Source organism: Sphingomonas phyllosphaerae (genome assembly GCA_036946405.1).
GTDB lineage: Bacteria > Pseudomonadota > Alphaproteobacteria > Sphingomonadales > Sphingomonadaceae > Sphingomonas > Sphingomonas phyllosphaerae_D.
The window spans coordinates 2,349,803-2,374,894 of the sequence record JAQIJC010000001.1 but is presented as its reverse complement, the minus strand read 5'-3'; the positions used below and the strand labels follow the sequence as shown (position 1 = coordinate 2,374,894).

Here is a 25,092-nt window from a genome sequence, read left to right as displayed (position 1 = left end):
CGGCCAGAGGATCAGCCCCGGCGGAGCTTGTCGAGCTTCTTGAGCAACATCCCGCGCTTCAGCCGCGAGATGTGATCGATGAACAGCACCCCGTTCAGGTGATCGATCTCGTGCTGCATACATGTCGACAGCAGCCCGTCGAACTCCGCCTCCTGCGTTGCACCGGTGGTGTCGAGCCACTTGACCCGGCAGCGCGTCGGCCGGGTAACCTCGGCATATTGCTCCGGGATCGAGAGACAGCCTTCGTTGTAGCTCGAGGTTTCCTCGCTAAGCCACGTGAGTTCCGGGTTGATGAACGCGCGTGGATCGCGCGCCGCCTCACGCGGCTCGCCTTCTTCCAGTTCTCGTTCCTGCAGATCGATCACGACGATCCGCTGCATGATGCCGACCTGCACCGCCGCCAGCCCGATGCCATGCGCGTCATACATAGTGTCGAACATATCGGCGACGATCGCGCGCACGGCATCGTTCACGTCCGCGACGGGCTCGGCGGTTTCGCGCAGGCGCGCGTCGGGGACTTCTACGATCGGGAGAATGGCCATGGCGCGGGGCTAGAAGCGCGTCGCCCGCCCGTCAAGCGACCGGGCGGCGCGCGCGCAGCGCCTGCGCGAGCGTACCTTCGTCGAGATAATCCAACTCGCCACCGACCGGCAGCCCGTGCGCAAGCTGCGTGAGCCGAACCGGAAAGCGCTCCAGCCGCTCAACCAGATAATGCGCGGTGGTCTGGCCTTCGAGCGTGGCGTTCATCGCGAGCACGACCTCGTCGACCGCGCCATCGGCGACCCGCGTGATCAGACCCTCAATTGCGAGATCCTCCGGCCGGACGCCCTCCAGCGCCGACAGCCGCCCGCCCAGCACGTGGAAACGGCCGGGGAACAGCCGCCCGCGCTCCAGCGCCCACAGGTCGCTGACATCCTCGACCACGCACAGGCTGCGCGGATCGCGGCGCGGATCGGCGCAGATCTGGCACGGGTCGCTAGTGTCGACGTTTCCGCAAATTCCGCAGGTTGCAAGGCGTTCCTCCACCGCCGTCAACGCCGCGCGCAACGGCACCAGTGATGCCTCGCGGCGCTTGAGCAGATGAAGCACCGCGCGCCGCGCCGAGCGGGGGCCGAAACCGGGGAGCCGCGCCAGCGCGCTCGTCAGCGCCTCGATCTCGGGGGATGCCATGCGGAACAGATAGGGGGTTGCGCGGCGCGCCGCCAGCGTGTCGAGAGAAGCGATGCGGATCATCTTCATGGGAACTCCGGCGTTCGCGGTGCCGACGCTGGAGGCGCTGGTGGCGGACGGGCATGACGTCGTGGCGGCGTATAGCCAGCCACCGCGGCCGGGCGGGCGGCGCGGCCGCGAGCTGGTGCGCTCACCGGTGCATGCCCGGGCGGAGGAACTGGGCGTACCGGTGCGAACGCCGGTGACGTTGCGCGACGCCGAGGCGCAGGCGGCGTTCGCGGCGCACGACGCCGATGTCGCGGTCGTCGCGGCGTATGGGCTGATCCTGCCACGGGCTGTGCTGGACGCACCGCGGCTGGGATGCCTCAACGTTCATGGCTCGCTGCTGCCGCGCTGGCGGGGCGCGGCGCCGGTACAGCGCGCGATCCTCGCCGGCGATGCCGAGACCGGAGTCGGGATCATGCAGATGGAAGCCGGGCTGGACACCGGGCCGGTGCGGCTGGAGGGGCGGACGTCGATCGATGGCAAGAACGCCGGACAACTGACGGAAGAACTAGCAATAATGGGCGCGCATCTGATGGCGGAGGTGTTGCGCGACCCCGATGCCTACCCGCCCGTTGTGCAGCCGGAGGACGGCATCACCTACGCCGAAAAGATCCGCAAGGACGAGGCGCGGATCGATTTCGGAGCGGGTGCCGCGCAGGTGGTGCGGCAGGTTGCGGCCTTTTGTCCGGTGCCGGGCGCGTTCTTCGAGCATCAGGGCGAACGGATGAAGGTGCTCGAAGCCGAAATGGCGGCGGGGGACGGGCCGCCGGGTGAGGTGCTCGACGACATGTTGACGATCGCGTGCGGCAATAGGGCGATCCGGCCCACGCGGGTGCAGCGCGCCGGACGCGGGGTGATGAGCGTGGCGGAGTTGTTGCGCGGCTTTCCGATCCCGGTCGGTACGCAGCTGTGACGCGTTATGCGCTGACCGTCGAGTTCGACGGCCGGCCGTTCATGGGCTGGCAGCGGCAGGCGCATGGGCCCAGCGTTCAGCAGACGATCGAGGAAGCGGCGCTCGCGGTCACCGGCGAGCAGGTCGTGGTGCATTGCGCGGGGCGCACCGATGCCGGCGTCCACGGGCTGGGGATGCGCGCGCATCTGGACATCGCCAAGCCGATCGGTGCGTTCCGGCTGGGCGAGGCGCTCAACGCGCGGCTGCGGCCGGCGCCGATCGCCATCCTCGACTGCGTCGAGGTGGACGAAGAATTTCACGCGCGATTCTCGTGCCTTGCGCGCGCTTATGAATATCGGATCGTCAATCGTCGCTCCCCGCTGACCTTCCAGAAGGGGCTCGCGTGGCAGATCCCTCAGCCGCTCGACGCCACCGCGATGCACGCGGGCGCGCAGGTGCTGGTTGGCGCGCATGACTTCACTACCTTCCGTTCGGCGCATTGTCAGGCGGCGAGCCCGCTCAAGTCGATCGACTGGTTCGAGGTGGTGCGCGACGGCGACCGGGTGATCGCCCGGGTCGAGGCGCGGTCGTTCCTCCACCATCAGGTGCGCTCGATGGTCGGCTGCCTCGCGCTGGTCGGGATGGGCCGATGGTCGGTCGACGATCTTGGCGACGCGCTGCGCGCCGCAGATCGCGGGCGGCTGGGGCTGAACGCGCCGCCCGACGGGCTATTCTTCGTGAAGGCGCTCTACCCCGGCGACCGGCTGAAGCGCGACGCCAGTTCGACGTGCGTCGACCAGCGGAACTGACCAACCGGCTGCACCCAGTCGAGCGTGTAGCCGCCCTTACACAACTCCTGCGCATCACGCGCGAAGCTGCCGGGATTGCAGGAAATATAGCCAATCCTCGCGACCTTTGACGCGGCGAGTTGCAGCACCTGCTCGCGTGCTCCGGCGCGCGGCGGGTCGAGGACGATCGCGTCGAAACGGTCGAGTTCGGCCGTGGTCAACGGGCGGCGAAACAGGTCGCGGTGCTCGGTGAACACTGGCCGCTGCGCACGCCCCGCCGCGGCCTTGAGCGCCATGATCGCGTCGCGCGCGCCCTCTGCCGCATAAACGCGCGCGTCGAGCGATAGCGCGAAGGTGCCGAGGCCGGCGAACAGATCGGCGACGACCCGCGCGCCCTGCACGGCTTCGCGCGCGGCCGCGACCAGCGCCGCCTCGCCTTCGACGGTCGCTTGCAGGAACGCGCCCGGCGGTAGCGGCACCGCGACGCCGCCGAGCGTGATCGTCACCGGCTCGGGCTCCCAACGCACCTCCGGTCCCATGCCGTCGTCGAAGGCGATGCGGGCGACGCCGTGCGCCTGCGCGAAAGCGGTGAGCGCATCGTGATGCGCCAACCCCTCCGGCGCGACGCCCTTCACCAGCACGTCGACGCCCTGGTCGGCGAGCGTCAGATGGACGTCGAGCCGCCGTTTCGCCTTGAAAGTCGGGAGCAAGCGCTTGAGCGGGCGGACCAAGGCGAACAGCTCGGGCGCGAGCACATGGCATTCGTGAAGATCGACGATCTGGTGGCTGCGCTCGGCGGTGAAGCCGATCCGGCCCGACGGCTCGACGTGCAGCGAGGCGCGGCGACGCGTGCGCGGCGGCGAGAGCGCTGGCGCGCGGATCGGTGCGCGCACGCCCTGCGCCTCGAGCGCGGAAGCGATGCGATCGACGATGAATCCGGACCAGGCGACATCGTCGAGATGCTGGAGCTGGCAGCCGCCACATTCGGGATAATGCCGGCACGGCGGGTCGAGATGGTGCGGGCCACGAACGACCGTGCCATCGGCGGCAAGCGAGTCGCCCGGCGCGGCGAACGCTACATGCCGGCCATCGTCAGCAATGCCCTCGCCGCGCGCGGCGACGCGAACGATCGTGGTCATGCGCGCGCTCCCGACAGGGCCGTTACGAGGTCGTCGGCAATGAACGCGGGGCCGAGCCGGCGGGCCGCCGCGGCGTGCAGCCAGACTCCGGCCGCCGCAGCGTCGAGCGGCGCGCGTCCCCCCGCCAGCATCGCCGCGATCGCGCCGGCGAGCACGTCGCCGCTGCCCGCCGTCGACAGCCATGAGGTCGCCTCACCGGCCATGATCGCACTACCATCGGGCGCGGCGATGACGGTATCGGGTCCCTTGAAGACCACGATGGCCTGTGCCCGCATCGCTGCGTCGCGGGCGGCGGCAAGCTTGCTGCCGGTCGGCGCGCCGAACAAGGCGGTGAATTCGCCGGCGTGCGGGGTGAGGATCAGCGGCGCGCTACGCTCGCAAAGCCGCTCGGGGCTGACCAGATGAAGCGCGTCGCCGTCGATCACCAGCGGGTGATCGGTAGCGAGCGCCTGATCGAGCAGCACGCGCGCCGCGTCGTCCCGGCCGAGCCCGGGACCGATCAGCAGCGCCGCGATGCGTGGATCGGCGAGCGCCTCCGCATCGCAGCGGCGGCGGACCAGCGCATGCGGCGCGCCGGGGATCGTCGCACCAAGCAGTTCGACATACCCTGCGCCGGCGTGCATCGCCGCGCGCGCCGCCAGTTGTGCGGCGCCGGCCATCCGCCCCCGAACGACCGCGACCATCCCGCGCGTGAATTTATGCGCGTTGACCGCCGGAGCGCGAAGATCGGGTCGCGCGAGGATGTGCGTGGCGCTTCTGGCTGCGACGCCGATCGGGATCACGCGCACCGCGCCGCAGCGCGCGGCGGCGGGCTGGAGCAGGTGCGCGGGCTTGGCCGCGCCGAGCGCGAGCGTGACGTGGAAGGTCGGAACGTCGCCGAGCAGCGCGCCATCGTCGGTGGCGACGCCGCTCGGCACGTCAACCGCGATGGCCAAATTAGTCTGTTCAACCAAACGTTTGAGCGACGAACCTGTGTCTTCTTCTAGCGCGCGCGACAGGCCGGTGCCGAACAGCGCATCGACCAGCACGGGTGCGGGGGCGACCGTCGCGAGCGGCTCGACCGCGCCCGTCCACAAGGCGCGGGCGGCGATCGCGGCGGGCGTGCGAGGTTCGGCGGAGGCGGCGACGCGAACCGTGCGCCCCGCGGCGTGCAACCGCGCGGCGGCGACATAGCCGTCGCCGCCGTTGTTGCCGGGACCGCACAGGACCAGCACCTCGTTGACACCGGCCAGCCGCCGGACGGCGTCGGCGATGCCTGCGCCGGCACGCTGCATCAGTGTATCGACGCTGGTGCCGCTGGTGATGACGGCGGCTTCCGCCGCGCGCATCTCGGCGGCGGTAAGCACGGGGGTTCCGGCGATCGGGATCATCACCGCCGCCTACCCGCTGGCGGCGGCGGAGTGAAGCGGTTCGTTCGCCAACACTCGTCGCCCCGGACTTGATCCGAGACCCCGCTTCATTGCGTCAGAAGTAAGAAGCGGGATCCCGGATTAAGTCCGGGATGACGAATTGAGAGACATGTGCGCCCCTCAGATATCCGCGAAGACGTGCCGCTCCGCCTTGGCGCCGGGGTGCGTCACCGCGCCCTTGTACGCCGGGCCGACGTTCTGCGCATAGCGCCACAGCGCGCCCGCGCCATAGTCGTTCTCGCGCCCCTGCCAGCGGGCCCGCCGCTCGGCGAGCAGGCCCTCGTCGACGAGCAGGTCGATCGTCCCGGCCTCGGCGTCGATGCGGATCGGGTCGCCGTCCTCGACCAGCGCGATCGGGCCACCCTCGGCCGCCTCCGGCCCGACATGGCCGATGCAGAAGCCGCGCGTACCGCCCGAAAAGCGCCCGTCGGTGATGAGCGCGACCTTCTCGCCCATCCCGAGCCCGTAGAGCGCGGCGGTGGTGGAGAGCATCTCGCGCATCCCCGGCCCGCCCTTGGGGCCTTCGTAGCGGATGATGATGACCTCGCCCTCGGCGATCTGCCGCGCCTCGACCGCGGCGAAGGCGTCCTCCTCGCAATCGAAGCAGCGCGCCGGCCCCTCGAATTGCAGGCGGTGCATCCCCGCGACCTTGACGATCGCGCCGTCGGGGGCGAGCGAGCCGCGCAGCCCGACGACGCCGCCGGTCGGGGTAATCGGGGTCGCGACGTCGTAGATGACCTTCTGGTCGGGGTTCCACGTCACCTCGTCGATGTTCTCGCCGAGCGTCTTGCCGGTGACGGTCAGGCACTCGCCATCGAGCAGCCCGCCGGCCAGCATCGTCTTCATCAACATATAGACGCCGCCGGCCTCGTACATGTCCTTGGCGACATACTTGCCACCCGGTTTTAGGTCAGCGATGTAAGGCGTTGATTTAAATGCCTCGGCAACGTCGAACAGGTCGAAGTCGATCCCGGCCTCGCTGGCCATCGCGGGCAGATGCAGCGCGGCGTTGGTCGAGCCGCCGGTCGCCGCGACGACGCGCGCGGCGTTGACGAACGCGCTGCGCGTGCAGATGTCGCGGGGCCGCAGGTTGCGTGCGACCAGCTCCATCACCTGCGCGCCGGCCGCGACCGCGATCTGTTCGCGGGTCGTGAACGGCGCCGGGACCATGTTGCTGTTGGGCAGCGACAAGCCGATCGCCTCGCCGACGCACGCCATCGTGTTGGCGGTGAACTGCCCGCCGCACGCGCCGTGCCCCGGGCACGCGACCTTCTCCAGCTCGTGCACCTCGGACAAGGGGCAGGCGCCGGCCGCGTACTTGCCGACGACCTCGAAGACGTCGACGACGGTCACGTCGCGATCGTGGAAGCGGCCGGGGAGGATCGAGCCGCCGTAGACGAAGATCGACGGCACGTTGAGCCGCAGCATCGCCATCATCATGCCGGGCAGCGACTTGTCGCAACCCGCGAAGCCGACCAGCGCGTCGTAGCAGTGGCCGCGTACCGACAGCTCGACCGAATCGGCGATCACCTCGCGGCTGACCAGCGAGGATTTCATCCCTTGGTGCCCCATCGCGATCCCGTCGGTGACCGTAATCGTGTTGAAGCGGCGCGGCATCCCGCCGCCCTGCTCGACGCCGCGCCGCGCGGCATCGGCCTGCGCGTTGAGCGTGGTGTTGCACGGCGCGCTGTCGTTGCCCGCGGAGGCGAGCGCGACGAACGGGCGCGCGATCTCCTCCTCGGTCAGCCCCATCGCATAATAATAGCTGCGGTGCGGTGCGCGTTCGGGGCCGACCGACACGTGGCGGCTCGGCAGGCGGGACTTGTCGAAGGTCTGGGTCATGATGCGCACGCCTATGTCGCCGAAGGCGGGCGTTGCGCAAGTATTATGCGTCAGGCGAGTTCGCTGAGCGCCTTGTCGACACCGTCGATCGTGAACGGCTTGGCCAAACGCGGGCGCTGACGATGCGTCACGGCGATCTCGTCACCGCCGCCGCCGGTCGCAAAGACGAACGGGATGTTGCGCTCGGCGAGGGCGTCGGCGATCGCGAAACTCTTCTCCCCGCCACGCAGGTTGACGTCGAGGATCGCGGCGTCGAAACCGCCCGCCTCGACCATCGGCAGCGCGGCGGCGACGCTGTCGGCCGTACCGGCATGGGTCTTGTCGAGTGCGTCGAGAAAATCCTCGAGCATCATCGCAATTAACGGTTCGTCTTCGACCAAAAGCACACGCATCGTCATGGCGGAATGCCATAGCGCGCTCTCGCGCACACGCAACCGCTGTCAGATGGCCAGTACGATACGAAAGATCACCAATTTCAGGCAGCTGTTTACGCCTCGGGCCGCGATGCCCCATCCTGCGCGACCAGCACGTCGCGGGTCGCCTCCGCAAGCTGCTGCACCGAAAAGGGCTTGGGGAGGAAGGCGACGTTGTCGAGATCGATCGAGCGCCGCAATTGCTCCTCGGCATAGCCGGACATGAACAGGATCGGGATTCCGGGATGGATCTTGCGCAGCTGCCGCGCGAGTGTCGGACCATCCATCAACGGCATCATCACGTCGGAAATGACCAGCGTCGGCCGGTCGACGCCCTGCATCAACTCCATCGCCGCCTCGCCATTTTCCGCGGCGAGCACGGTATAGCCCTGCCGCGCCAGCGCGCGCTCGGCGACCGCGCGGACCATGTCCTCGTCCTCGACCAGCAGGATCGTGCCGCTGCCCCACAGGTCCCCCGAACGGTGGCGCGCGGCCTGCTTGGCTTGCGCAGCGACGGTCACCGCATCCGGAACGCCGGCGGTGTGGACCGGCAGATAGATGGTGAAGGTCGCGCCGCGTCCCGGACGCGAATCGGCGAAGATGAATCCGCCGGATTGCTTGACGATGCCGTAAACGGTCGAGAGCCCGAGCCCGGTGCCCTTGCCCACTTCCTTGGTGGTGAAGAACGGCTCGAAGATCTTGGGCAACACTTCCGGCGGGATGCCGGTGCCGGTGTCGGAGATTTCCAGCGCGGTGTAATCGCCCGCCGGAATGATATCGCCGCGACGGCGGATCTCACCGATCGGCACCGAACGGGTCTGGATCGTCAGCTTGCCGCTGGTGCCGGTGCTGAGCATCGCGTCGCGCGCGTTGACCGCCAGATTGACGACCACCTGCTCGAGCTGCCCCGGATCGGCACGTACCGCACCGAGATCGCGCCCGTGCTTGACCTCCATCGTCACGGTTTCGCCCATCAGCCGGCGCAACAGGTTCGACACCTCGGAAACGACGTCGGGCAGTTGCAACACCTGCGGCCGCAGTGTCTGCTGGCGCGAAAAGGCGAGCAACTGCCGGGTCAGGCTGGCGGCGCGGTTCGAATTGGCGCGAATCTGCTGGATGTCGTCGTAATCGCTGTCGCCAGGCGAATGGCGCATCAGCATCAGGTCGCAATGCCCGATGATTGCGGTCAGGATGTTGTTGAAGTCGTGTGCGACACCGCCCGCCAATTGGCCGACCGCCTGCATCTTGGTCGCCTGCGCCACCTCGCGCTTCAGACGGTTTTCCTCGCCATTGTCCTTGAGGCTCAGCAATACCGCAGCGTCGCCCAGCCCGCGCGCGGCGGCGATCGACAGCGCGACCGGCTCGTCGGGATGCCCCTTCAGGCGCACCGCCAGATCGGTCGAGCGCGCCGCGGTGCTCGCGAAGCGGCGGATCGCATCGGCAACCGCGCTCTTGTCCTCGCGCACGACGAGATCGCCGGGGTAGATCGGCGGCGCACCGGCATTGACGTTGGCCGCGCGCGCGAACGCGCTGTTCATCTGGAGAAAGCGCCCCTCGCGATCGACCAGCGCGACACCGAACGGCATCAGCATCAGCAGCGCCTCGATCCCGTCGCCCGACGCGCCGGCGATCGATGGATCGCTATCGATCAGCGCGACGAGGATCGTCGCTTCCGGATCGTCGGCAAGCGGAATCTGCACGAGCCGCAACGGCGTCGCGGCGCTTCCCTCCGCGACGAAACGGACCAGCCCGGCCTCGTCCTCGGCCAGGAAACCGGCGAGATCCTCGCCGATGATCCGCCGATCCGCGGACGGCGCGGCGCGTATCTGCAGCACCGCGTTTGCCGAGATGACATAGCCCTCGGCCGTTATGAGCGCGGCCATGACGCCCGCCGCACCGAGCTGCGCGCCGAGCACCCCGTCCAGCGCCTCCATCAATCGTGCCGGCAGCCCCGGCGACACGGTGCGGCTCGCGAAGCGCCAGATCAGCACATCCTGCTGCTGCCCCGCCCGGACGATCGTCGCCTCGATCATCCCGACCGCGCCCTTCAGCGTGACATGCGCCTTTCCGTCGCGCCAGGCGGTGCGCCCCGCCACCTCCAGCTCGCCCGCGCCATCGCCGGCCAGCGGTAGCGACGGCGGGGTCGGAAAGCCCGCGAAGAGCTGCTCATATTGATCGTTCGCGCACACCAGCCGCCCGCTGCGGTCGGTAATCGCGACGCCGTCCGGGCTCGCCTCCGCCATGACCCGCAGCAATTCCCAGTCATAACTGACCAGAACCGCCGCGTCGGTGGCGCGTCGCAGCCGCACGACCGCTGCGCCCGCGCCTGCCAGCACCAAAGCCGCCGCGAGGAAGCCGCCCGCGACCAGCGCATCGCCCACCAGCCACAGGATCAGCGCGGCCGCGGCCATCCCGGCGACGCCGGCGATCGCCAGCGCGGCGACTCCGCCGTCGAGCCACCGGCGTTCCTTCTCGATCGTGGCGAGCCGCATCACCGTCGGTCAGCCGATCACCAGATCCGCACCCGCGCATCGGGCGCGAGATACAGTTTCTGGCCGGGCTGCGGATTATAGGCCGAGTACCATGGATCCATGTTGCGCACGATATTGCCGCGCTGCTCCGACGGCGCGTGCGGGTCGGTGAGCAGGCGCTGGCGCAGGTTCGCCTCGCGATAGTTGCGCCGCCACACCTGCGCCCAGCCGAGATAGAAGCGCTGGTCGCCGGTGAAGCCATCAATCACCGGCGCGGGCTTGCCGCCAAGCGTCGCGACATAGGCATCGTGCGCGGCGGCGAGACCGGCGAGGTCGGCCGAATTCTCGCCAAGCGTCAGCTCACCCTTCACATGCATCCCCGGCAGCGGCTCATAGGCGTCATATTGCCGGGCCAGCCGCTCGCTGAGCGCCTTGAACTTTTGGACATCGCCATCGGTCCACCATTGCGTCAGCCGCCCCTTGCTGTCGTACTTGGCACCCTGATCGTCGAAATGATGGCTGATCTCGTGCCCGATCACCGCACCGATCCCGCCGTAGTTGACCGCCGGGTCGGCCTTTGGATCGAAGAACGGCGGCTGGAGGATCGCCGCCGGGAAGGTGATTGCGACCAGCCCGAAATTGGCCTGCGCATTCACCGTCATCGGCGCCATGCCCCATTCCCAGCGATAGATCGGCTTGCCGAGCTTGGTGACGTTATAGTCATGCCGCCACTGGTTGGCGCGCAACATGTTGCCGAACGCGTCATTGGCGCGAACCTCGAGGTTCGAATAATCGCGCCATTGGTCCGGATAGCCGATCCGCGGCGTGAAGGCGGCCAGCTTGGCCAGCGCCTTCTGCTTGGTTTCGGGCGCCATCCAGTCGAGCTTCTCGACGCGGTGGCCGAGCGCGGCGAGCACGTTCCTGACCATCTCGTCCGCCGCCGCCTTGGTTTCGGGCGGAAAATAGCGCGCGACATAGACCTTGCCGACCTCGTCGGTCAGCGCCTCCGAGGTGAAGCTGACGCCACGCTTCCAGCGCTCGCGCTGCTGCGGCGTGCCGCTCAGCACCGTACCGTTGAACGCGAAGCTCTCGGCATCGATCGCCTTGGGCAGCACGTCGGCGAAACCGTCGAGGCTGCGCACCAGCAACTGGTCGCGCAGCACCGCGATCGGCGTGGCGGCGATCAGCCTGGCGGTGCCGGTGATCGCGGTCGGCTGCGCGACGATCAGCGTCGGCGCGCTCGCCTTCTCGGCCTTGAGGAAGGTCGCGAAGTCGAAGCCCGGCGCGCTCTGGCGCAATTGCTCCAGCGTCATCTTGTTGTACGTCTTGTCGGCGTCGCGGCTGTCGATGCGCGTCCAGTGGACACGCGCCAGCTCGGTCTCGAACGCCACCAACGCGGCGGCGCGCGCCTCGCCGTTCGGCTCGCCCGCCAGCGTCAGCAGCTTCGCAAGGTGCGCCTGATAGGCGGCCTTGGTCTGCATCAGCTTGGCGTCGGTCGACAGATAATAATCACGGTCGGGCATCCCCAGCCCGTTCTGCATCAAATTGACCGCATAGGTGTCCGGGTCCTTGTCGTCCTGCCCGACGTACAGGCCGAACGGAATGTCGACGCCGTTGCGGTCGGCCTCGGCGAGCAGCGCGGGATAGCCGGCCTTGTCGACCTTGCGGATCTTCGCCAGCCACGGCTGAATCGGTCTCAGCCCTGCGCTTTCGATGCCGGCGGTGTCGAGAAAAGCCGCATAGGCGGTGCCGATCTTCGAGCGCGGATCGCCCTTCGCGCCTTCGAGGATCGTGCGGGTCCGTTCGCGCGACAGGTCCTGCAGCACGTTGAACGCGCCGTAGTTCGACTCGTCGGCGGGGATCGCGGTGTTCTTCGCCCAGGTGCCGTTGACGAAGCCGTAGAAATCGTCGCCCGGCTGCACGCCCCGGTCCATCCCCGCGGCGTCGAACCCGAAGGTGCCATAGGTGGGGCGATCGGCGGCAGCGGCTGGCGTGGCCGTGGGCTGTTGCGCGGCTTGAGCGAGCAGGGCCGCGGGGACGAGCGCCAGAAGCGACGAAACGGTGATGGTGACCAAACGCATTTACCAGGCATCCTTCGGGAAAGCCGCTGAATGCCGGGTTTGTAACCAGCCGTGACCGCCTGCGCTAGTTACCGTGGTGACGGTGTCGCCACTTGCGCGCGATCCACAGCCGCCACAACAATGCCGTCAAACCGTAACCGAGCAGCGCGCCGATCACCGAGCAGACGACCATCCCGACCGCCGTCGCCGGCCCGACGTCCTGCAACAGCCAGTCGATCCAGCCCGGCGCCGCCTGCACCGCATCGCCCAGCGGCTGCCCGGGCACCGAGCGATCGAGGTGCAGCAACCAGTCGCCGACCTTGTAATACATCACGAACAGCAATGGCGTGGTCAGCGGATTGGTGAAGAAGGTGGTGAGCGCCGCCGCCGGCACGTTGGCACGCAGCGGCAGCGCGAGCACCGCCGAGGCCGGGATCTGCCCGAGCGGGATCAGGATGCCGGTGAACATCCCCAGCGCCACCCCGCGCGGCACCGATCGACGCGTGAAGCGCCACAGCTCGGGCGCGAGCACGCGATGCGCGACCGGCCGCAGCACGCGGCTGTTCGCCATCGACTCGCGTGTCGGCAGGTTGCGGCGGCTCCACGCCGCGAGACGTTCCCACAGGGTCACGGGCCGGGTCGCCATGGTCAGCCGTGATCGCGCAGGATGCGCCCGGCCTCGCGCTTCCAGTCGCGTTCCTTGATATGTTCCCGCTTGTCATGCGCTTTGCGGCCCCTGGCGAGTGCCAGTTCCACCTTCGCGCGTCCTTGCCCGTTGAAGTAGACGGTCAGCGGAACCAGCGTCATGCCCTCCCGCGCGACCGCACCGTGCAGCTTGTTTATCTCGCGCTCGTGAAGCAGCAGTTTACGCGGGCGCTTGGGTTCGTGGTTGAAGCGATTGCCGTGGCTGAATTCGGGAATGTTCGAATTGACCAGCCACACCTCGTCGCCCTTCACCTCGGCATAGCTCTCCGCGATCGAGCCTTCGCCGAAGCGCAGCGACTTCACCTCGGTGCCGGTGAGCACGATCCCCGCCTCATAGGTGGTGTCGACCGCATAATCGAAGCGGGCGCGGCGGTTCTCGGCGACGATCTTCTTCTTGTCGAAGGTGGCGGGTTTGGGACGCGACATGCGCGCGATGTAGGCGCGACCGGCGTGAGGGGCAAACGGCTAGCGCCGAGATTTTCCGAGCGGGATCTTGAGCCGGATCATCGCGCGGTTGCTCTGCACGCCGCCGACCGTCGCGGCCTCGGCCTCCGCCGCCAACGCAGCGCGACCGCCGAGAATGCCGGTTTCGGCTTTCGGGATGGCCGCGGCATCCGGGTCGTAGCGATCGGAGAGCGGGCGAAGGCGGTAGCGTTCAGGATCGGGACGCCGACCGCAGACGACCACGTCGTTGCCGGTCGGCGCGCGGCACGGGTCGGGCGCCACAGGCTTGTCGAGCAGCGGGCCGGCGACGGCGGACTGGAGGATCAACCAGAACGCCGTCATTTGTTATCGCCGGAAAGAGTTTGTCATTGCGAGCGCAGCGAAGCAATCCAGTGCCGGACCAAGACACCCTGGATTGCTTTGCTGCGCTCGCAATGACGGAAGTGTCATGTCAGAGCCCCGCGCGCTCCAGACCGGCGTCCACCGCCGCGCGGCTCGCCTCGGACGGCCAGGTCATCGGCAGGCGCAAGCCATCCGGGAAACCGGAGCGAACCCTAGTCATCGCGTACTTGACCGGGCCGGGCGAGGCGTCGGTGAACAACGACGTATGAAGCGCGAACAGCCGGTCGTGGAGGTCACGCGCGGTGGCATAATCGCCGGCGGCACAGGCGCGCTGGAAATCGGCACACAGCCGCGGCGCGACATTGGCGGTCACCGAGATGCACCCCGTCCCGCCATTGGCGTTGAAGGCGAGCCCGAGGTCGTCATTCCCCGACAGCTGGCAGAAGTCCGCTCCCAGCCCGGTGCGGTGCTGCGTCACGCGGGTCAGCACGCCCGAAGCGTCCTTGACCGCGACGAACACCTTCGGAAAGGCCGCGACGATGCGGATCAGCGTGTCCGGCTGGATATCGGTGACGGTTCGCGCGGGCACGTTGTACAGAACGATCGGCAGCGGCGCGGCGGCGGCGAGCGCCTCGAAATGGCGATAGATGCCTTCCTGCGACGGACGATTGTAATAAGGTGGCACCATCAGCGCGGCATCCGCCCCCGCCTCGCGCGCGGCGTGCAGGTTCGCGGCGGCGACGCGCGTGTCGTTCGATCCCGCCCCGGCGATCACCGGCACGCGGCCCTTCGCCTGATCGACGCAGACGCGGACGATCGCGAACTGCTCCTCCTTGGTCAGCGTCGCCGCCTCGCCGGTGGTGCCACACGGCACGAGCGCGGACGAACCCTCGGCGATCTGCCACTCGACCAGATCGCGGTACGCCGACTCGACGAAATCGCCCTGCGCATCGAACGGCGTGACCAATGCCGGGATGGAACCTGAGAACATGAGACGAATTTGCTCCTGACACGCGTTTGGGGGACGCCGTTCAGCGCAGATACGGCTAGGGCTGCTATGCTGTCCACCACGGGCGTCGGTCAAAAACAGTGAAGGCGGGTGCGTTGATCCTTTTCGTTGCAGCAGCAGGAACCCTGGCGGTCGTCGCCGGGCAATATGGCGCGGTGCCCGCGACCCAGCCGGCGCAGCCGCCGGTCGCGACGGCCCCGCTCCCCGGCATGGCGCAGCCGGTCGCGCAGTGGAAGGCACTGCAGCAGACCGACGCCTTGCCGTTCGACAGCTATTTCTCGTTCATCAGCGCCCACCCCGGCTGGCCGGGCGAGGCCGGGTTCCGGCGCACGCTGGAGCGCAAGGCCGCGACCGACCCGAACACGCCGGTGACCAGCATCGCGGCGTTCTGCCGCCGTTGGAAGCCGTTGACGGCGGCCGGCTGGATCGCCTGCGCGCGCGCCTATCAGGCGACCGGCGCGACGGTGGACGCGCAGGTGGCGGCGCGCACCGGCTGGCGGCTCGGCAACCTGTCGCCGCAGGACGAATCGACCGTGCTGACCCAGTTCGCCAGCGCGCTGTCCCCCGCCGACCATGACGCGCGCCTCGACGCCTTGCTGTGGCAGGGCGCGACGAGCAGCGCGCAGCGGATGCTGGCTTATACCAGCGCGGCGGCACGCCCGCTGTTCACCGCACGGCTGGCGTTCCGCAGCAATGCGGAGAACGCCTCGGCCCTCGCCGCCAGCTATGACGCGATCGGCGCCAGCGATGCCGGTTACATTGCCGACAAGGCGATGTGGCTGCGCAACTCGGGCGCGAGCCCCAGCGCGCGCGGCTGGCTGGCGCGCACCCGCAGCGGCATGACGCGGCCCGGCAATGTCGAGAAATTCTACGAGGCGTTGCTGGTCAACGCGCGTGCGGCGGCGGCGGACGGCCAATGGCAGACCGCCTATGACATCGCGCGGCAGATCGACGACGCCTATCCGGCGGGCACCGACGTCTCGACCAAGCCCTATGGCGAGCGCGACGATTACACCTCGCTGGCGTGGCTGGCAGGTCAGGCGGCGCTCAAGCTCGGCCGCCCCGCCGATGCGCGCGCGATGTTCGAACGCTACGGGCTCGGCAGCCAGTCGCCGCAAACCCGCGCCAAGGGGCTGTACTGGGCGGCGCGCACCGCCGAGCAGGCGCGCCAGCCCGACGCCAACGCCTTGTTCGAACGCACCGCCGGCTATCGCGACCAATATTACGGGCAATTGGCGATCGAGCATCTCCGCCGCCCGCTGACCGCGCCCCCCGCCCCGCCGACGCCGGTGATCGCCGCGACCGCACGCTCGGCTTTCTACGGGCGCGAGGTAGTGCGCGCGGCGCAGTTCCTCGGACAGGCCGGGCAATATCAGGACCAGACCGCGTTCGTGAAGCAGATCGCCGCCGACGCGACCAGCGACACCGACCATTATCTCGCCGACGAATTGTCGCGCGCGCTCGGCCGCCCCGATCTCGGCGTGCTGCTGGGACGCAGCGCGATGCAGAACGGGTTGACCGAATATAGCGCCAACGGCTTCCCGACCGTCGCGGTGCCGAGCGGATACGAGGCGGAATGGCCGATGATCCACGCGGTCGCACGACAGGAGAGCCAGTTCGACCGCATGGCGCGCAGCCCGGTCGGCGCGAGCGGGCTGATGCAGCTGATGCCCGGCACCGCGCGCGAACAGGCCGGCAAGCTCGGGCTCGGCTACGATCCGGTGCGGCTGACCAGCGATACCAATTACAACATCCAGCTCGGCTCGAGCTATTTCCAGCGGATCTTCGCACTCTACGGCAGCTACCCACTGGCGATCGCCGCCTATAACGCCGGGCCGGGGAACGTGAACAAGTGGCTGCGCGCCAACGGCGATCCGCGCACCGGCGCGGTCGACGCGGTCGACTGGGTCGAGGCGATCCCCTACGGCGAAACGCGCAACTACGTGCAGCGGGTGCTGGAGAATGCGGTCGTCTACGACCTGATGAACCCGGCGCGCGCCAAGAGCCGCGGACCGAACAATCTCAGCTGGTATCTCGGGCGGTCGCGCGGCGGATGACCGATCGACCCAATTACATGACGCCCGCCGGCTATGCGAAGCTGCGCGCCGAATATGAGCAGCTCTTCGCCACCGATCGCCCGGCACTGGTCGAGACGATCAGCTGGGCGGCGGGCAATGGCGACCGCTCCGAGAACGGCGACTATATCTACGGCCGCAAGAAGCTGCGCGAGATCGATCGGCGGCTCGGCTGGCTGTCGAAGCGGATGAAGGCCGCCAGGGTCGTCGATCCCGCGCAGCAGCAGGACCGCACCCGCGTGTGGTTCGGCGCGTCGGTGACGATCGCGGACGAGGACGACAACGAACGCGTGCTGACGCTGGTCGGCGACGACGAGGCCGAGGCGGGCGCCGGTCGCGTCGGCTGGAACGCGCCGCTCGCGCGCGCCTTGCGCGGCGCGGCGGTCGGCGACCTGCGGCGGGTCATGCTGCCGGCGGGCGAGCGGGAGTATGAGATTGTGGCGATCGGCTATCCCGAGCCGGAACGAAGGTGACGTCGCTGCGCCCGCCGACAAAGATTCGTCATTCCCGCGCAGGCGGGAATCCAGAACCTATGACCTTCCGACTCCATCGACGAACCCGCGCGTCTGGATTTCCGCCTGCGCGGAAATGACGACGTGGAGGAGAATCACGACGACATTGACCCAGCCCGTCCCGCAGTCGATGCAGCGGAGATGGCTGCCGACGACAATCCCAATCGCAACATCGCGCTGCTGATCGACGCCGACAATGCGTCGTGGCAGGCGCTCGACCCCGTGCTAACCGCGCTCGCCGAGTTCGGGCGCGTCAACGTGCGCCGCGTCTACGGCAATTGGTCCAAGGAAGGGCTGAAGGGCTGGCGCGACATGAGCGTCAAGCACGGCATCGAACCGCAGCAGCAGTTCGACCTGACGCGCGGCAAGAACGCGACCGACATGAAGATGACGATCGACGCGATGGACCTGCTCCACCGCGGGCGCGTCGATGCGTTCGGGATCATGTCGTCCGACAGCGACTTCATGCCGCTCGCCACCCGCATCCGGCAGGACGGGCTCGACGTCTATGGCTTCGGCAACAGCAACACGCCGGCGGGTTTCCGCAACGCCTGCACGCGCTTCATCGACGTCAACGCGCTGATGGAAACGACCAAGCCGAAGCGCGCGCGGCGCGTCGAGGTCCCGATCGGCGAGTCGGTACCGCCGCCGATCGGCGTGCCGGCGAGTGCATCGCCCCCTGCCCCCGCCCCGGCGGCGACGCGGCCGGCGGACGATCCCGAATTGCTGCAATTGCTTCACGACGCCTATGACTCGCTGAAGCCCGATGCCAAGGGCTTCGTGCGGCTGTCGGCGCTGGGGCAGCGCGCCGCCAACCGGTCGAGCTTCGACGTGCGCAATTATGGCTACAAGCGGCTGTCCGACCTGGTCGATGCGATCGGGTCGATTGATGTCGATCGCCGCGAAAATCACGTGCTGGTACGTTGGAAGGATTGATGATGCGGCTTTCTCTTGCGCTGGCGCTGGCCGCGACGATCGCCACTCCGTTGCTGGCCGAGAATGCCGCGCCGCAGCGGTTGTCCGATGACGTGCGTGTGCTGGCCTCTCCGGAATATGGCGGGCGCGCGCCGGGGACGGCGGGGGAGAAGAAGACGCTCGACTGGCTGGTCGCGCGCTTCACGGCATTGGAGCTCCAGCCCGGCGGGCCGGACGGACAATGGCTGCAGAAGGTGCCGCTGATCCATACCCGCGTCGCGCCCGACGCCCGGATGACGATCGGGCGCACGACGCTGACGCAGGGCAAGGAGATTGCGGTCACGACGGTGCGCGATGCCGCGACGATCGCGATCAAGGACTCGCCGATGGTGTTCGTCGGCTATGGCGTGTCCGCGCCGGAGGCCAGCTGGGACGATTTCAAGGGCATCGACCTGCGCGGCAAGACCTTGGTCTTCCTCGTCAACGATCCCGATTTCGAAGCGGCGGCCGGCGACGACGCCAAGGGCAAGTTCGGCGACCGTCGCATGACCTATTACGGGCGCTGGACCTACAAGTTCGAGGAAGCCGCGCGACGCGGGGCGGCGGCGGCGCTGATCGTTCACGATACCGGCGGCGCGGGCTATCCATGGTCAACAGTCAACGCCTCAAACGGCGAGAATTACGACATCGTCCGTGCGGCGAGCGATCGCCGCGTGCCGTTACAGGGCTGGATCGACCATGACATGGCCGACCGGCTGTTCGCCGACGCCGGGCTCGATCTCGCGAAGCTGCGCGTGGCGGCGCGGTCGAAGGCATTCCGGCCGGTCGCGATGACGCCGCGCTTCTCGGCGGCGGCGACGGTCGCGGTCGAGCGGATCGAGAGTGCCAACGTACTGGCGAAGATCCCCGGCACGAAGCGCCCCGACGAAACCGTGATGTTTGCGGCGCATTGGGACGCTTACGGCGAAGGACCGGCGGATGCCGCGGGCAAGACGTTGCGCCCTGGCGCCAACGACGATGCGCTGGGCACGGCCGGCGTGGTCGAGCTGGCGCGGCTGTTCAAGGCGGCGCCGGCGCCGGACCGGACGTTGGTGTTCGCGCTGTGGACCGGCGAGGAGCGTGGGCTGCTGGGCTCCGAACATTATGCCGCGCATCCGGTTTACCCGCTCGCCAGGACCGCGGCGAACCTGACGCTCGACATCCTCCAGACCGCCGGCCCGGCGAAGGACGTGGTGCTGGTCGGTCAGGGGCAATCGTCGCTCGACGGATTGCTGGCGGACGCGGCGCGCGCACAGGGGCGCACGGTGACGCCGGAGACGTTCAGCGAGCGCGGGCTGTTCTACCGCGCCGATCATTTCTCGGTGGTGCGGCGCGGGGTGCCCTCGCTGCTGCTGATGGCGCTGGGCGGCGCGGCCGACCTGCGCGACGGCGGGCGTGCGGGCGGGCAGAAGTGGCTCGACGAGTACATGGCCTGCTACCACAAGACCTGCGACGCTTGGGATGCCGGGTGGAAGCTGGACGGCGCAGCGGCGGACGTCGACCTGTTCCACGCGATGGGGGCGCGGCTGTCGAAGGCGGGCGTGTGGCCGACGTGGAGCGCGGGCAGCGAGTTTCTCGCGCTGCGCGACAAGAGCGCGGGGGAGCGGAAGTAGCCGCGGCTTGTCGCAAGACAATTCGATGATAATCTACCCACGATGACGGTGCAGGAACGCCTCCGCCCCGGGAAATACCGACTGACGGTCGAGGACTATCTTCGATTGGCAGCGGACGGAACGTTCGGCGATCGACGGACCGAATTGATCGAGGGGGACATCTGGATCATGAGTCCGGCGTACACGCCGCATGCCCGGATACAGGCCGCACTTGCGTTGGCGATCGGGCACGCCTTGCGGCGCGATCCCGGGCTGATGCTGCTGATCGCGCCGTCGGTCAAACTGTTCGACGACACGATGCCCGAGCCAGACCTTGTGGTGGCAGCCGACCATGGCGACGGTATGTTGCCGGGTGAGAAGGTCCGTCTGGTAATCGAGGTCGCCGATAGCACGCTTGCTAGCGATCTGACGCTGAAACGGGCGCTTTACGCCCGTGCCGGGATCGCCGAATATTGGACCGTCGACGTCAAGGGCGGCGTTATCCACCAGCTATGGCAACCGTCGGGTGAGGACTATGCCGAACGTCGCGTCGTGCGGTTCGGCGACGTCCTTACCGCCTCGACTTTACCCTGGCTAACCGTGGCGACGACTGACCTTTAGGGCGGTTGTTCGCCAACCCGGCGAGAAGCGGAAACTGCTCCGGCTCACGTCCGGAGCCCCACCATCATGACCATGGGCGCAAGCAAGCCGGACGGAGCGCCCCTGCGCCCCGCCCTGCCCCGATCAGCGCGTCAGCTTCTTGTACGCCAGCCGCGTCGGGCGGTCGGCGGCGTCGCCGAGCCGGCGGCGCTTGTCTTCCTCGTAGCTTTCGTAATTGCCCTCGAACCACTCGACGTGGCTGTCGCCCTCGAACGCGAGGATATGCGTGCACAGCCGATCGAGGAAGAAGCGATCGTGGCTGATGACCACCGCACAGCCCGCGAACGTCTCCAGCGCCTCTTCCAACGCGCGCAGCGTCTCGACGTCGAGGTCGTTGGTCGGTTCGTCGAGCAGCAGGACGTTGCCGCCCTCCTTCAGCATCTTGGCCATGTGGACGCGGTTGCGCTCACCGCCCGAGAGCTGGCCGACCTTCTTCTGCTGGTCCGGCCCGCGGAAGTTGAACGCGCCGACATAGGCGCGCGTCCCCATCTCCTGCTTGCCGAAACGGAAGACTTCCAGCTCGTCGGAGATTTCCTGCCAGACGTTCTTGTTCGGATCGAGGTCGTCGCGGCTCTGGTCGACATAGCCGAGCTTGACCGTCGAGCCGACCTCGATCGTCCCCGCATCCGGCGATTCCTGCCCGGTGATGAGCTTGAACAGCGTCGACTTGCCCGCGCCGTTCGGCCCGATCACGCCGACGATCCCGCCCGGCGGCAGCGTGAAGTCGAGGTTGTCGAACAGCAATTTGTCGCCGTACGCCTTGGTCAGCCCCTTGGCCTCGATCACCTTGCCGCCCAGTCGCGAGGGAAGCTGGATCAGGATCGCGGCCTTGCCGGCGACGCGATTCTCCTGCTTCTCCATCAGCTCGTCGAATGCGCGGATACGGGCCTTGCTCTTGGTCTGGCGCGCCTTGGGCGTCTGGCGCATCCACGCCAGCTCGTCGGCGATCGCCTTCTGCTTGCCGGCTTCCTCGCGCTCTTCCTGCTCGAGCCGCTTCGCCTTCTTCTCGAGATAGCCCGAATAGTTCGACTCGTAGGTGTAATAGCGCCCGCGATCCAGCTCGAGCACCCAGTTCACGACATTGTCGAGGAAGTAGCGATCGTGGGTGACGAGAATGACGTTGCCGGTATATTCCTTGAGGTAGTTCTCCAGCCACGACACGCTTTCGGCGTCGAGGTGGTTGGTCGGCTCGTCGAGCAGCAGGATGTCGGGCTTCTCCAGCAACAGCTTGCACAGCGCGACGCGGCGCTTCTCACCGCCGGACAGGTTGGTGACCGCGGAGTCGCCGGGCGGGCAGCGGAGCGCCTCCATCGCCTGTTCGAGCTGGCTGTCGAGTGCCCAGCCGTCGACCGCGTCGATCCTCGCCTGAAGATCGCCCATCTCCTCCATCAGCGCGTCGAAATCGGTGTCGTCCTGCGGATCGCCCATCTCCGCCGAGATCGCGTTGAAGCGATCGACGAGGTCTGCGACCGGGCGCACGCCGTCCTTGACGTTGCCCATCACGTCCTTGGTCGGATCGAGCAGCGGCTCCTGCGCGAGATAGCCGACGCGAATGCCGTCCGCCGCCCAGGCCTCGCCGACGAAATCGGGGTCCATGCCGGCCATGATCTTCATCAGCGTCGACTTGCCCGAGCCGTTCGGCCCGATGATCGCGATCTTGGCCGACGGCAGGAACTGCAGGTGAATGTTGTTGAGGACGGGCTTGTTCGCGCCCGGGAAGGTCTTGGTCAGACCCTTCATGACATAGGTATACTGGACGGCCATCTGGCGCGCGGCTCCGTAAAAGAGAGGGTGCGGCGAAAAAATCGTTGGCGCGCATGTAAGCGCAGCCCGCGCCGTTGGCAAACCGCAGCGCGCCGGTTACGCCGCGCTCCATGAAGCATCTTCGCCCGCTGACGCTCGCCCTGCTCCTCGCCACCCCCGCCGCCGCGCAGCGCAGCGCGCCGCCGACGCCGCCCGCGGTCGATCCACAGGTCGCCGCGCTGCGTGATGCCGCGCTGAAGGACGACGTCGCCTATGACATCGTCGAGGGGCTGACGACTGAGGTCGGGCAGCGACTGGCGGGCACCGAGGCTGAGGCGCGCGCGCGCGACTGGGCAGTCAGGAAGCTGACCGCGCTCGGCTTCAGCAACGTTCGCGCCGAGCCGTACCGGATGCCGGTATGGGTGCGCGGCGACGAAACCGCCGAGATCGTCGCGCCGGTGCCGCAGAAGCTGGCGCTCGCCGCGCTCGGCAATTCGGCGAGCACCGGCCCGCGCGGGGTGACCGCCGAGCTGGTGGTCTTCCCCTCCTACACCGAATTCGCCAACGCCCCCGCCGCCGCGATCCGCGACAAGATCGTCTATATCGGCAATGCGATGCAGCCGACGCAGGACGGGTCGAGCTATGGCAGCAGCGGCACCGCGCGCTTCACCGGGCCGGCGACGGCATCGCAGAGGGGCGCCGCGGCGATCGTGATCCGCTCGATCGGCACCGACACGCACCGGCTGCCGCATACCGGCACCACCACCTTCCCCGCAGGCGTCAAGCCGATCCCGGCCGCCGCGCTCTCCGCGCCCGACGCGATGCTGATTGAGCGGCTGGCAAAGCGCGGGCAGCCGATCCGCCTCAAGCTGCTGCTGACCCCGAAGATGATCGGCGAGCGCGAATCGGGCAACGTCATCGCCGAGGTGCCGGGCACCGATCCCGCGGCCGGCGTGGTGCTGGTCGGCGGGCATCTCGACAGCTGGGATCTCGGCACCGGCGCGATCGACGACGCGAGCGGCATCGCGATCACCGCCGCTGCCGCGAAGCGGATCATGGACAGCGGACAGCGTCCGCGCCGCACGATCCGCGTCGTGTGGTTCGGCGCCGAGGAAGTCGGCGGCTTCGGCGGTGCCGCCTATGCCAAACGGCATGGGACCGAACGCCATGCCACCGCCTCCGAAAGCGATTTCGGCGCCGATCGCGTCTGGCGGTTCGAGACGCAGCTGCCCGACTCCGCCAGCGCGGTGACCGCGCGGCTGGCCAGCGCCCTCGCCCCGCTCGGCATCGTCGCCGGCAGCGGGCGCGCGGGCGATGGCACCGATATCGCACCGACGATCGCGACCGGCGTGGCCGGTGTCGACCTCAACCAGTCCGGGCAGCGCTATTTCGATACGCACCACACGCCCGACGACACGCTCGACCGCGTCGATCCCGAACAATTGCGCCAGAATGTCGCGGCTTGGACGACGATGCTCGCGATCGTCGCCAACGCACCCGAAGAGATCGGCGCAGTACCGCGACCGTGAAAGGCGCGTGAAAAGGGAGCCTGAACGGGTCACCATTCGTCGCAAGCTTTCGCCAAGGTGAATTTTGCTTATTGACCCCCCCGGTTGGTAGGGTATTGCGAGCGTTCGCGACGGCGCTGGGGTCGGGCGCGAGTTTTTTTATGTAATGCTTGGGAGCATTCCGATGAAGAAGATCCTGCTCGTTGCCGCCGCCGCTGGCCTGATGTCGGTCGCTGCCTGCTCGAAGTCGCCTGAAGCTTCGGCGGTCGAGAACAACGCCGACATGATGGCGGACAACATGGACGCGATGGCGGCCAACGTTGCCGACATGTCGAACACCACCGCGAACCCGTTCGCCGAGGACAACGCCGAGGCGGTTGCCGAGAACATCCACTCGGCCGCGGACAACGTTCGTGACGCCGGCGAGGACGCCGCGAAGAACATGTAATCGACGGGAGCCGTGCCGGTGGTCATGCGGAAGCGCCTTCCCCTGCTCGCGATCGCGCTTTGCGGCGTGACGGCGTGCAGCGACCGATCCGGCACGGCTTCGATCGGTAACAATGCCGAGGCGATGGCCGATGCGCTGGAGCGCAAGGCCAACGATCTCGATGCGATGGCTGAAGCCACCGCCAACGACAGCGCCGCCGCCATGCTGGAAGGTGCTGCCGACAATCTCGCGGATCAGGCGGACAATGTCCGCGACATGGCCGAGGATGGTACTGCGAAGCGCTGAGCGCTTGGTGGTTTGGCGAAGGTGATCCCGTTGCGAGGCGCCCCCGGGCGCCTCTTCTTTTTGCGAGGGAGCGATCCGACGCTTGCACGCGGCGGATGCCCGGCCTAGGCCGATCCCCTCACCCGCGTCGGGGAGTGGCGCAGTCTGGTAGCGCGCCTGCTTTGGGAGCAGGATGTCGCAGGTTCGAATCCTGTCTCCCCGACCATCCGCATCTAAGTCGCTGATTTCACGTCGCCTAACTGGCGATCGAGAACCGTTGTACCCACGGCTGTACCCCTTGGGGGTGACGGAATGGGATTACGGACCCTGCAGCTACGTGGCGGCACTGTCATTAGCGACGCAAGATCGCGGTGGCGGGCATCCACGTGCCCCTGTGCTTTTCCCTTCGAACGGGAATTATAAACATGGGCGGTGTATGGCCGATCGCCTGAAGGTGGCGGTCTAGGGGGTGCGCATCGCCTATGGCCGATCGACGGGGATGAGGCGGATCAACTGAAGAAGGTGTTCAGCGATGCGCTGCGCAGGCAGACACAGCGCATCCTGGAAGATCAGGCGGGCACCACCGCGCCAGCCGATGATCACGCGT

Annotated in this window: 24 protein-coding genes and 1 tRNA gene; 11 read left to right on the top strand and 14 right to left on the bottom strand. The window is 68.1% G+C overall.

Annotated features, from left to right (window positions below; genetic code table 11):
* Positions 1 to 11: 11 nt before the first annotated feature.
* Entirely contained in the window at positions 12 to 542 is a 531-nt protein-coding gene (def, locus tag PGN12_11375) for a peptide deformylase (protein ID MEH3104495.1), read from the bottom strand.
* Between the two features lie 31 nt (positions 543 to 573).
* A complete protein-coding gene (recR, locus tag PGN12_11370) occupies positions 574 to 1,170 on the bottom strand; it encodes a recombination mediator RecR (GenBank protein MEH3104494.1) in 597 nt (198 codons plus the stop codon).
* 52 nt (positions 1,171 to 1,222) lie between these two features.
* Here recR and fmt point away from each other — a divergent pair, with 52 nt between their 5' ends.
* Positions 1,223 to 2,128 carry a methionyl-tRNA formyltransferase gene (gene fmt, locus PGN12_11365; GenBank protein ID MEH3104493.1) on the top strand — a complete coding sequence of 302 codons (906 nt, stop codon included), beginning with the start codon at positions 1,223 to 1,225 and terminating at the stop codon, positions 2,126 to 2,128.
* Positions 2,125 to 2,916, top strand: a complete 792-nt coding sequence (gene truA / locus PGN12_11360; GenBank protein ID MEH3104492.1) for a tRNA pseudouridine(38-40) synthase TruA — start codon at positions 2,125 to 2,127, stop codon at positions 2,914 to 2,916. Before fmt ends, truA begins: the two co-directional genes overlap by 4 nt.
* Here the strand turns inward: truA and PGN12_11355 are convergent.
* From PGN12_11355 to dapA, 10 genes are all read right to left on the bottom strand, one after another.
* Complete coding sequence (locus PGN12_11355) at positions 2,856 to 4,034, bottom strand: class I SAM-dependent RNA methyltransferase (GenBank protein ID MEH3104491.1); 1,179 nt, start codon at positions 4,032 to 4,034, stop codon at positions 2,856 to 2,858. The two genes, truA and PGN12_11355, sit on opposite strands and share 61 nt — an antisense overlap.
* A complete protein-coding gene (locus tag PGN12_11350; GenBank protein ID MEH3104490.1) occupies positions 4,031 to 5,404 on the bottom strand; it encodes an NAD(P)H-hydrate dehydratase in 1,374 nt (457 codons plus the stop codon). Before PGN12_11350 ends, PGN12_11355 begins: the two co-directional genes overlap by 4 nt.
* A gap of 159 nt (positions 5,405 to 5,563) precedes the next feature.
* Entirely contained in the window at positions 5,564 to 7,285 is a 1,722-nt protein-coding gene (gene ilvD, locus PGN12_11345) for a dihydroxy-acid dehydratase (GenBank protein MEH3104489.1), read from the bottom strand.
* A gap of 50 nt (positions 7,286 to 7,335) precedes the next feature.
* Entirely contained in the window at positions 7,336 to 7,683 is a 348-nt protein-coding gene (locus tag PGN12_11340; GenBank protein ID MEH3104488.1) for a response regulator, read from the bottom strand.
* 89 nt (positions 7,684 to 7,772) lie between these two features.
* The gene (locus tag PGN12_11335; protein ID MEH3104487.1) at positions 7,773 to 10,190 is read right to left on the bottom strand and encodes a response regulator; all 2,418 of its coding nucleotides are present in this window, start codon (positions 10,188 to 10,190) and stop codon (positions 7,773 to 7,775) included.
* A gap of 17 nt (positions 10,191 to 10,207) precedes the next feature.
* Positions 10,208 to 12,250, bottom strand: coding sequence for a M13 family metallopeptidase (locus tag PGN12_11330; GenBank protein MEH3104486.1), 2,043 nt, complete (start codon positions 12,248 to 12,250; stop codon positions 10,208 to 10,210).
* 64 nt (positions 12,251 to 12,314) lie between these two features.
* Positions 12,315 to 12,875, bottom strand: coding sequence for a DUF2062 domain-containing protein (locus PGN12_11325; GenBank protein ID MEH3104485.1), 561 nt, complete (start codon positions 12,873 to 12,875; stop codon positions 12,315 to 12,317).
* Between the two features lie 2 nt (positions 12,876 to 12,877).
* Complete coding sequence (gene smpB / locus PGN12_11320) at positions 12,878 to 13,360, bottom strand: SsrA-binding protein SmpB (GenBank protein ID MEH3104484.1); 483 nt, start codon at positions 13,358 to 13,360, stop codon at positions 12,878 to 12,880.
* Between the two features lie 39 nt (positions 13,361 to 13,399).
* A complete protein-coding gene (locus PGN12_11315; GenBank protein ID MEH3104483.1) occupies positions 13,400 to 13,720 on the bottom strand; it encodes a hypothetical protein in 321 nt (106 codons plus the stop codon).
* 109 nt (positions 13,721 to 13,829) lie between these two features.
* Positions 13,830 to 14,711, bottom strand: coding sequence for a 4-hydroxy-tetrahydrodipicolinate synthase (dapA, locus tag PGN12_11310; GenBank protein ID MEH3104482.1), 882 nt, complete (start codon positions 14,709 to 14,711; stop codon positions 13,830 to 13,832).
* Positions 14,712 to 14,824: 113 nt separating this feature from the next.
* Between dapA and PGN12_11305 the strand changes: the two genes are divergently transcribed.
* From PGN12_11305 to PGN12_11285, 5 genes are all read left to right on the top strand, one after another.
* Complete coding sequence (locus PGN12_11305) at positions 14,825 to 16,786, top strand: lytic transglycosylase domain-containing protein (GenBank protein MEH3104481.1); 1,962 nt, start codon at positions 14,825 to 14,827, stop codon at positions 16,784 to 16,786.
* Positions 16,783 to 17,277: a transcription elongation factor GreB gene (gene greB, locus PGN12_11300; GenBank protein MEH3104480.1), complete on the top strand. Its 495-nt coding sequence runs from the start codon at positions 16,783 to 16,785 to the stop codon at positions 17,275 to 17,277. Before PGN12_11305 ends, greB begins: the two co-directional genes overlap by 4 nt.
* A gap of 180 nt (positions 17,278 to 17,457) precedes the next feature.
* A complete protein-coding gene (locus PGN12_11295) occupies positions 17,458 to 18,252 on the top strand; it encodes an NYN domain-containing protein (GenBank protein MEH3104479.1) in 795 nt (264 codons plus the stop codon).
* Positions 18,252 to 19,883, top strand: a complete 1,632-nt coding sequence (locus PGN12_11290; GenBank protein ID MEH3104478.1) for a M28 family peptidase — start codon at positions 18,252 to 18,254, stop codon at positions 19,881 to 19,883. Before PGN12_11295 ends, PGN12_11290 begins: the two co-directional genes overlap by 1 nt.
* A 42-nt stretch (positions 19,884 to 19,925) precedes the next feature.
* Entirely contained in the window at positions 19,926 to 20,483 is a 558-nt protein-coding gene (locus PGN12_11285; GenBank protein MEH3104477.1) for a Uma2 family endonuclease, read from the top strand.
* A 123-nt stretch (positions 20,484 to 20,606) separates the two neighbouring features.
* Here the strand turns inward: PGN12_11285 and ettA are convergent, their stop codons facing one another.
* On the bottom strand, positions 20,607 to 22,286 hold the full coding sequence (gene ettA / locus PGN12_11280) for an energy-dependent translational throttle protein EttA (GenBank protein ID MEH3104476.1): 1,680 nt from the start codon (positions 22,284 to 22,286) through the stop codon (positions 20,607 to 20,609).
* A gap of 110 nt (positions 22,287 to 22,396) precedes the next feature.
* On the opposite strand from ettA, the gene PGN12_11275 reads away from it, so the two are divergent.
* The 4 genes from PGN12_11275 to PGN12_11260 all read left to right on the top strand — a co-directional run bounded on the left by PGN12_11275 (position 22,397) and on the right by PGN12_11260 (position 24,711).
* Positions 22,397 to 23,794, top strand: coding sequence for a M20/M25/M40 family metallo-hydrolase (locus PGN12_11275; GenBank protein MEH3104475.1), 1,398 nt, complete (start codon positions 22,397 to 22,399; stop codon positions 23,792 to 23,794).
* A gap of 163 nt (positions 23,795 to 23,957) precedes the next feature.
* On the top strand, positions 23,958 to 24,221 hold the full coding sequence (locus PGN12_11270) for a hypothetical protein (GenBank protein MEH3104474.1): 264 nt from the start codon (positions 23,958 to 23,960) through the stop codon (positions 24,219 to 24,221).
* Positions 24,222 to 24,245: 24 nt separating this feature from the next.
* Positions 24,246 to 24,506 (top strand): hypothetical protein, encoded by a 261-nt coding sequence (locus PGN12_11265; protein MEH3104473.1) that lies wholly within the window; start codon positions 24,246 to 24,248, stop codon positions 24,504 to 24,506.
* A 128-nt stretch (positions 24,507 to 24,634) separates the two neighbouring features.
* Positions 24,635 to 24,711, top strand: a tRNA-Pro gene (locus PGN12_11260).
* 254 nt (positions 24,712 to 24,965) lie between these two features.
* Here the strand turns inward: PGN12_11260 and PGN12_11255 are convergent.
* Entirely contained in the window at positions 24,966 to 25,088 is a 123-nt protein-coding gene (locus PGN12_11255; GenBank protein MEH3104472.1) for a hypothetical protein, read from the bottom strand.
* Positions 25,089 to 25,092: the final 4 nt, after the last annotated feature.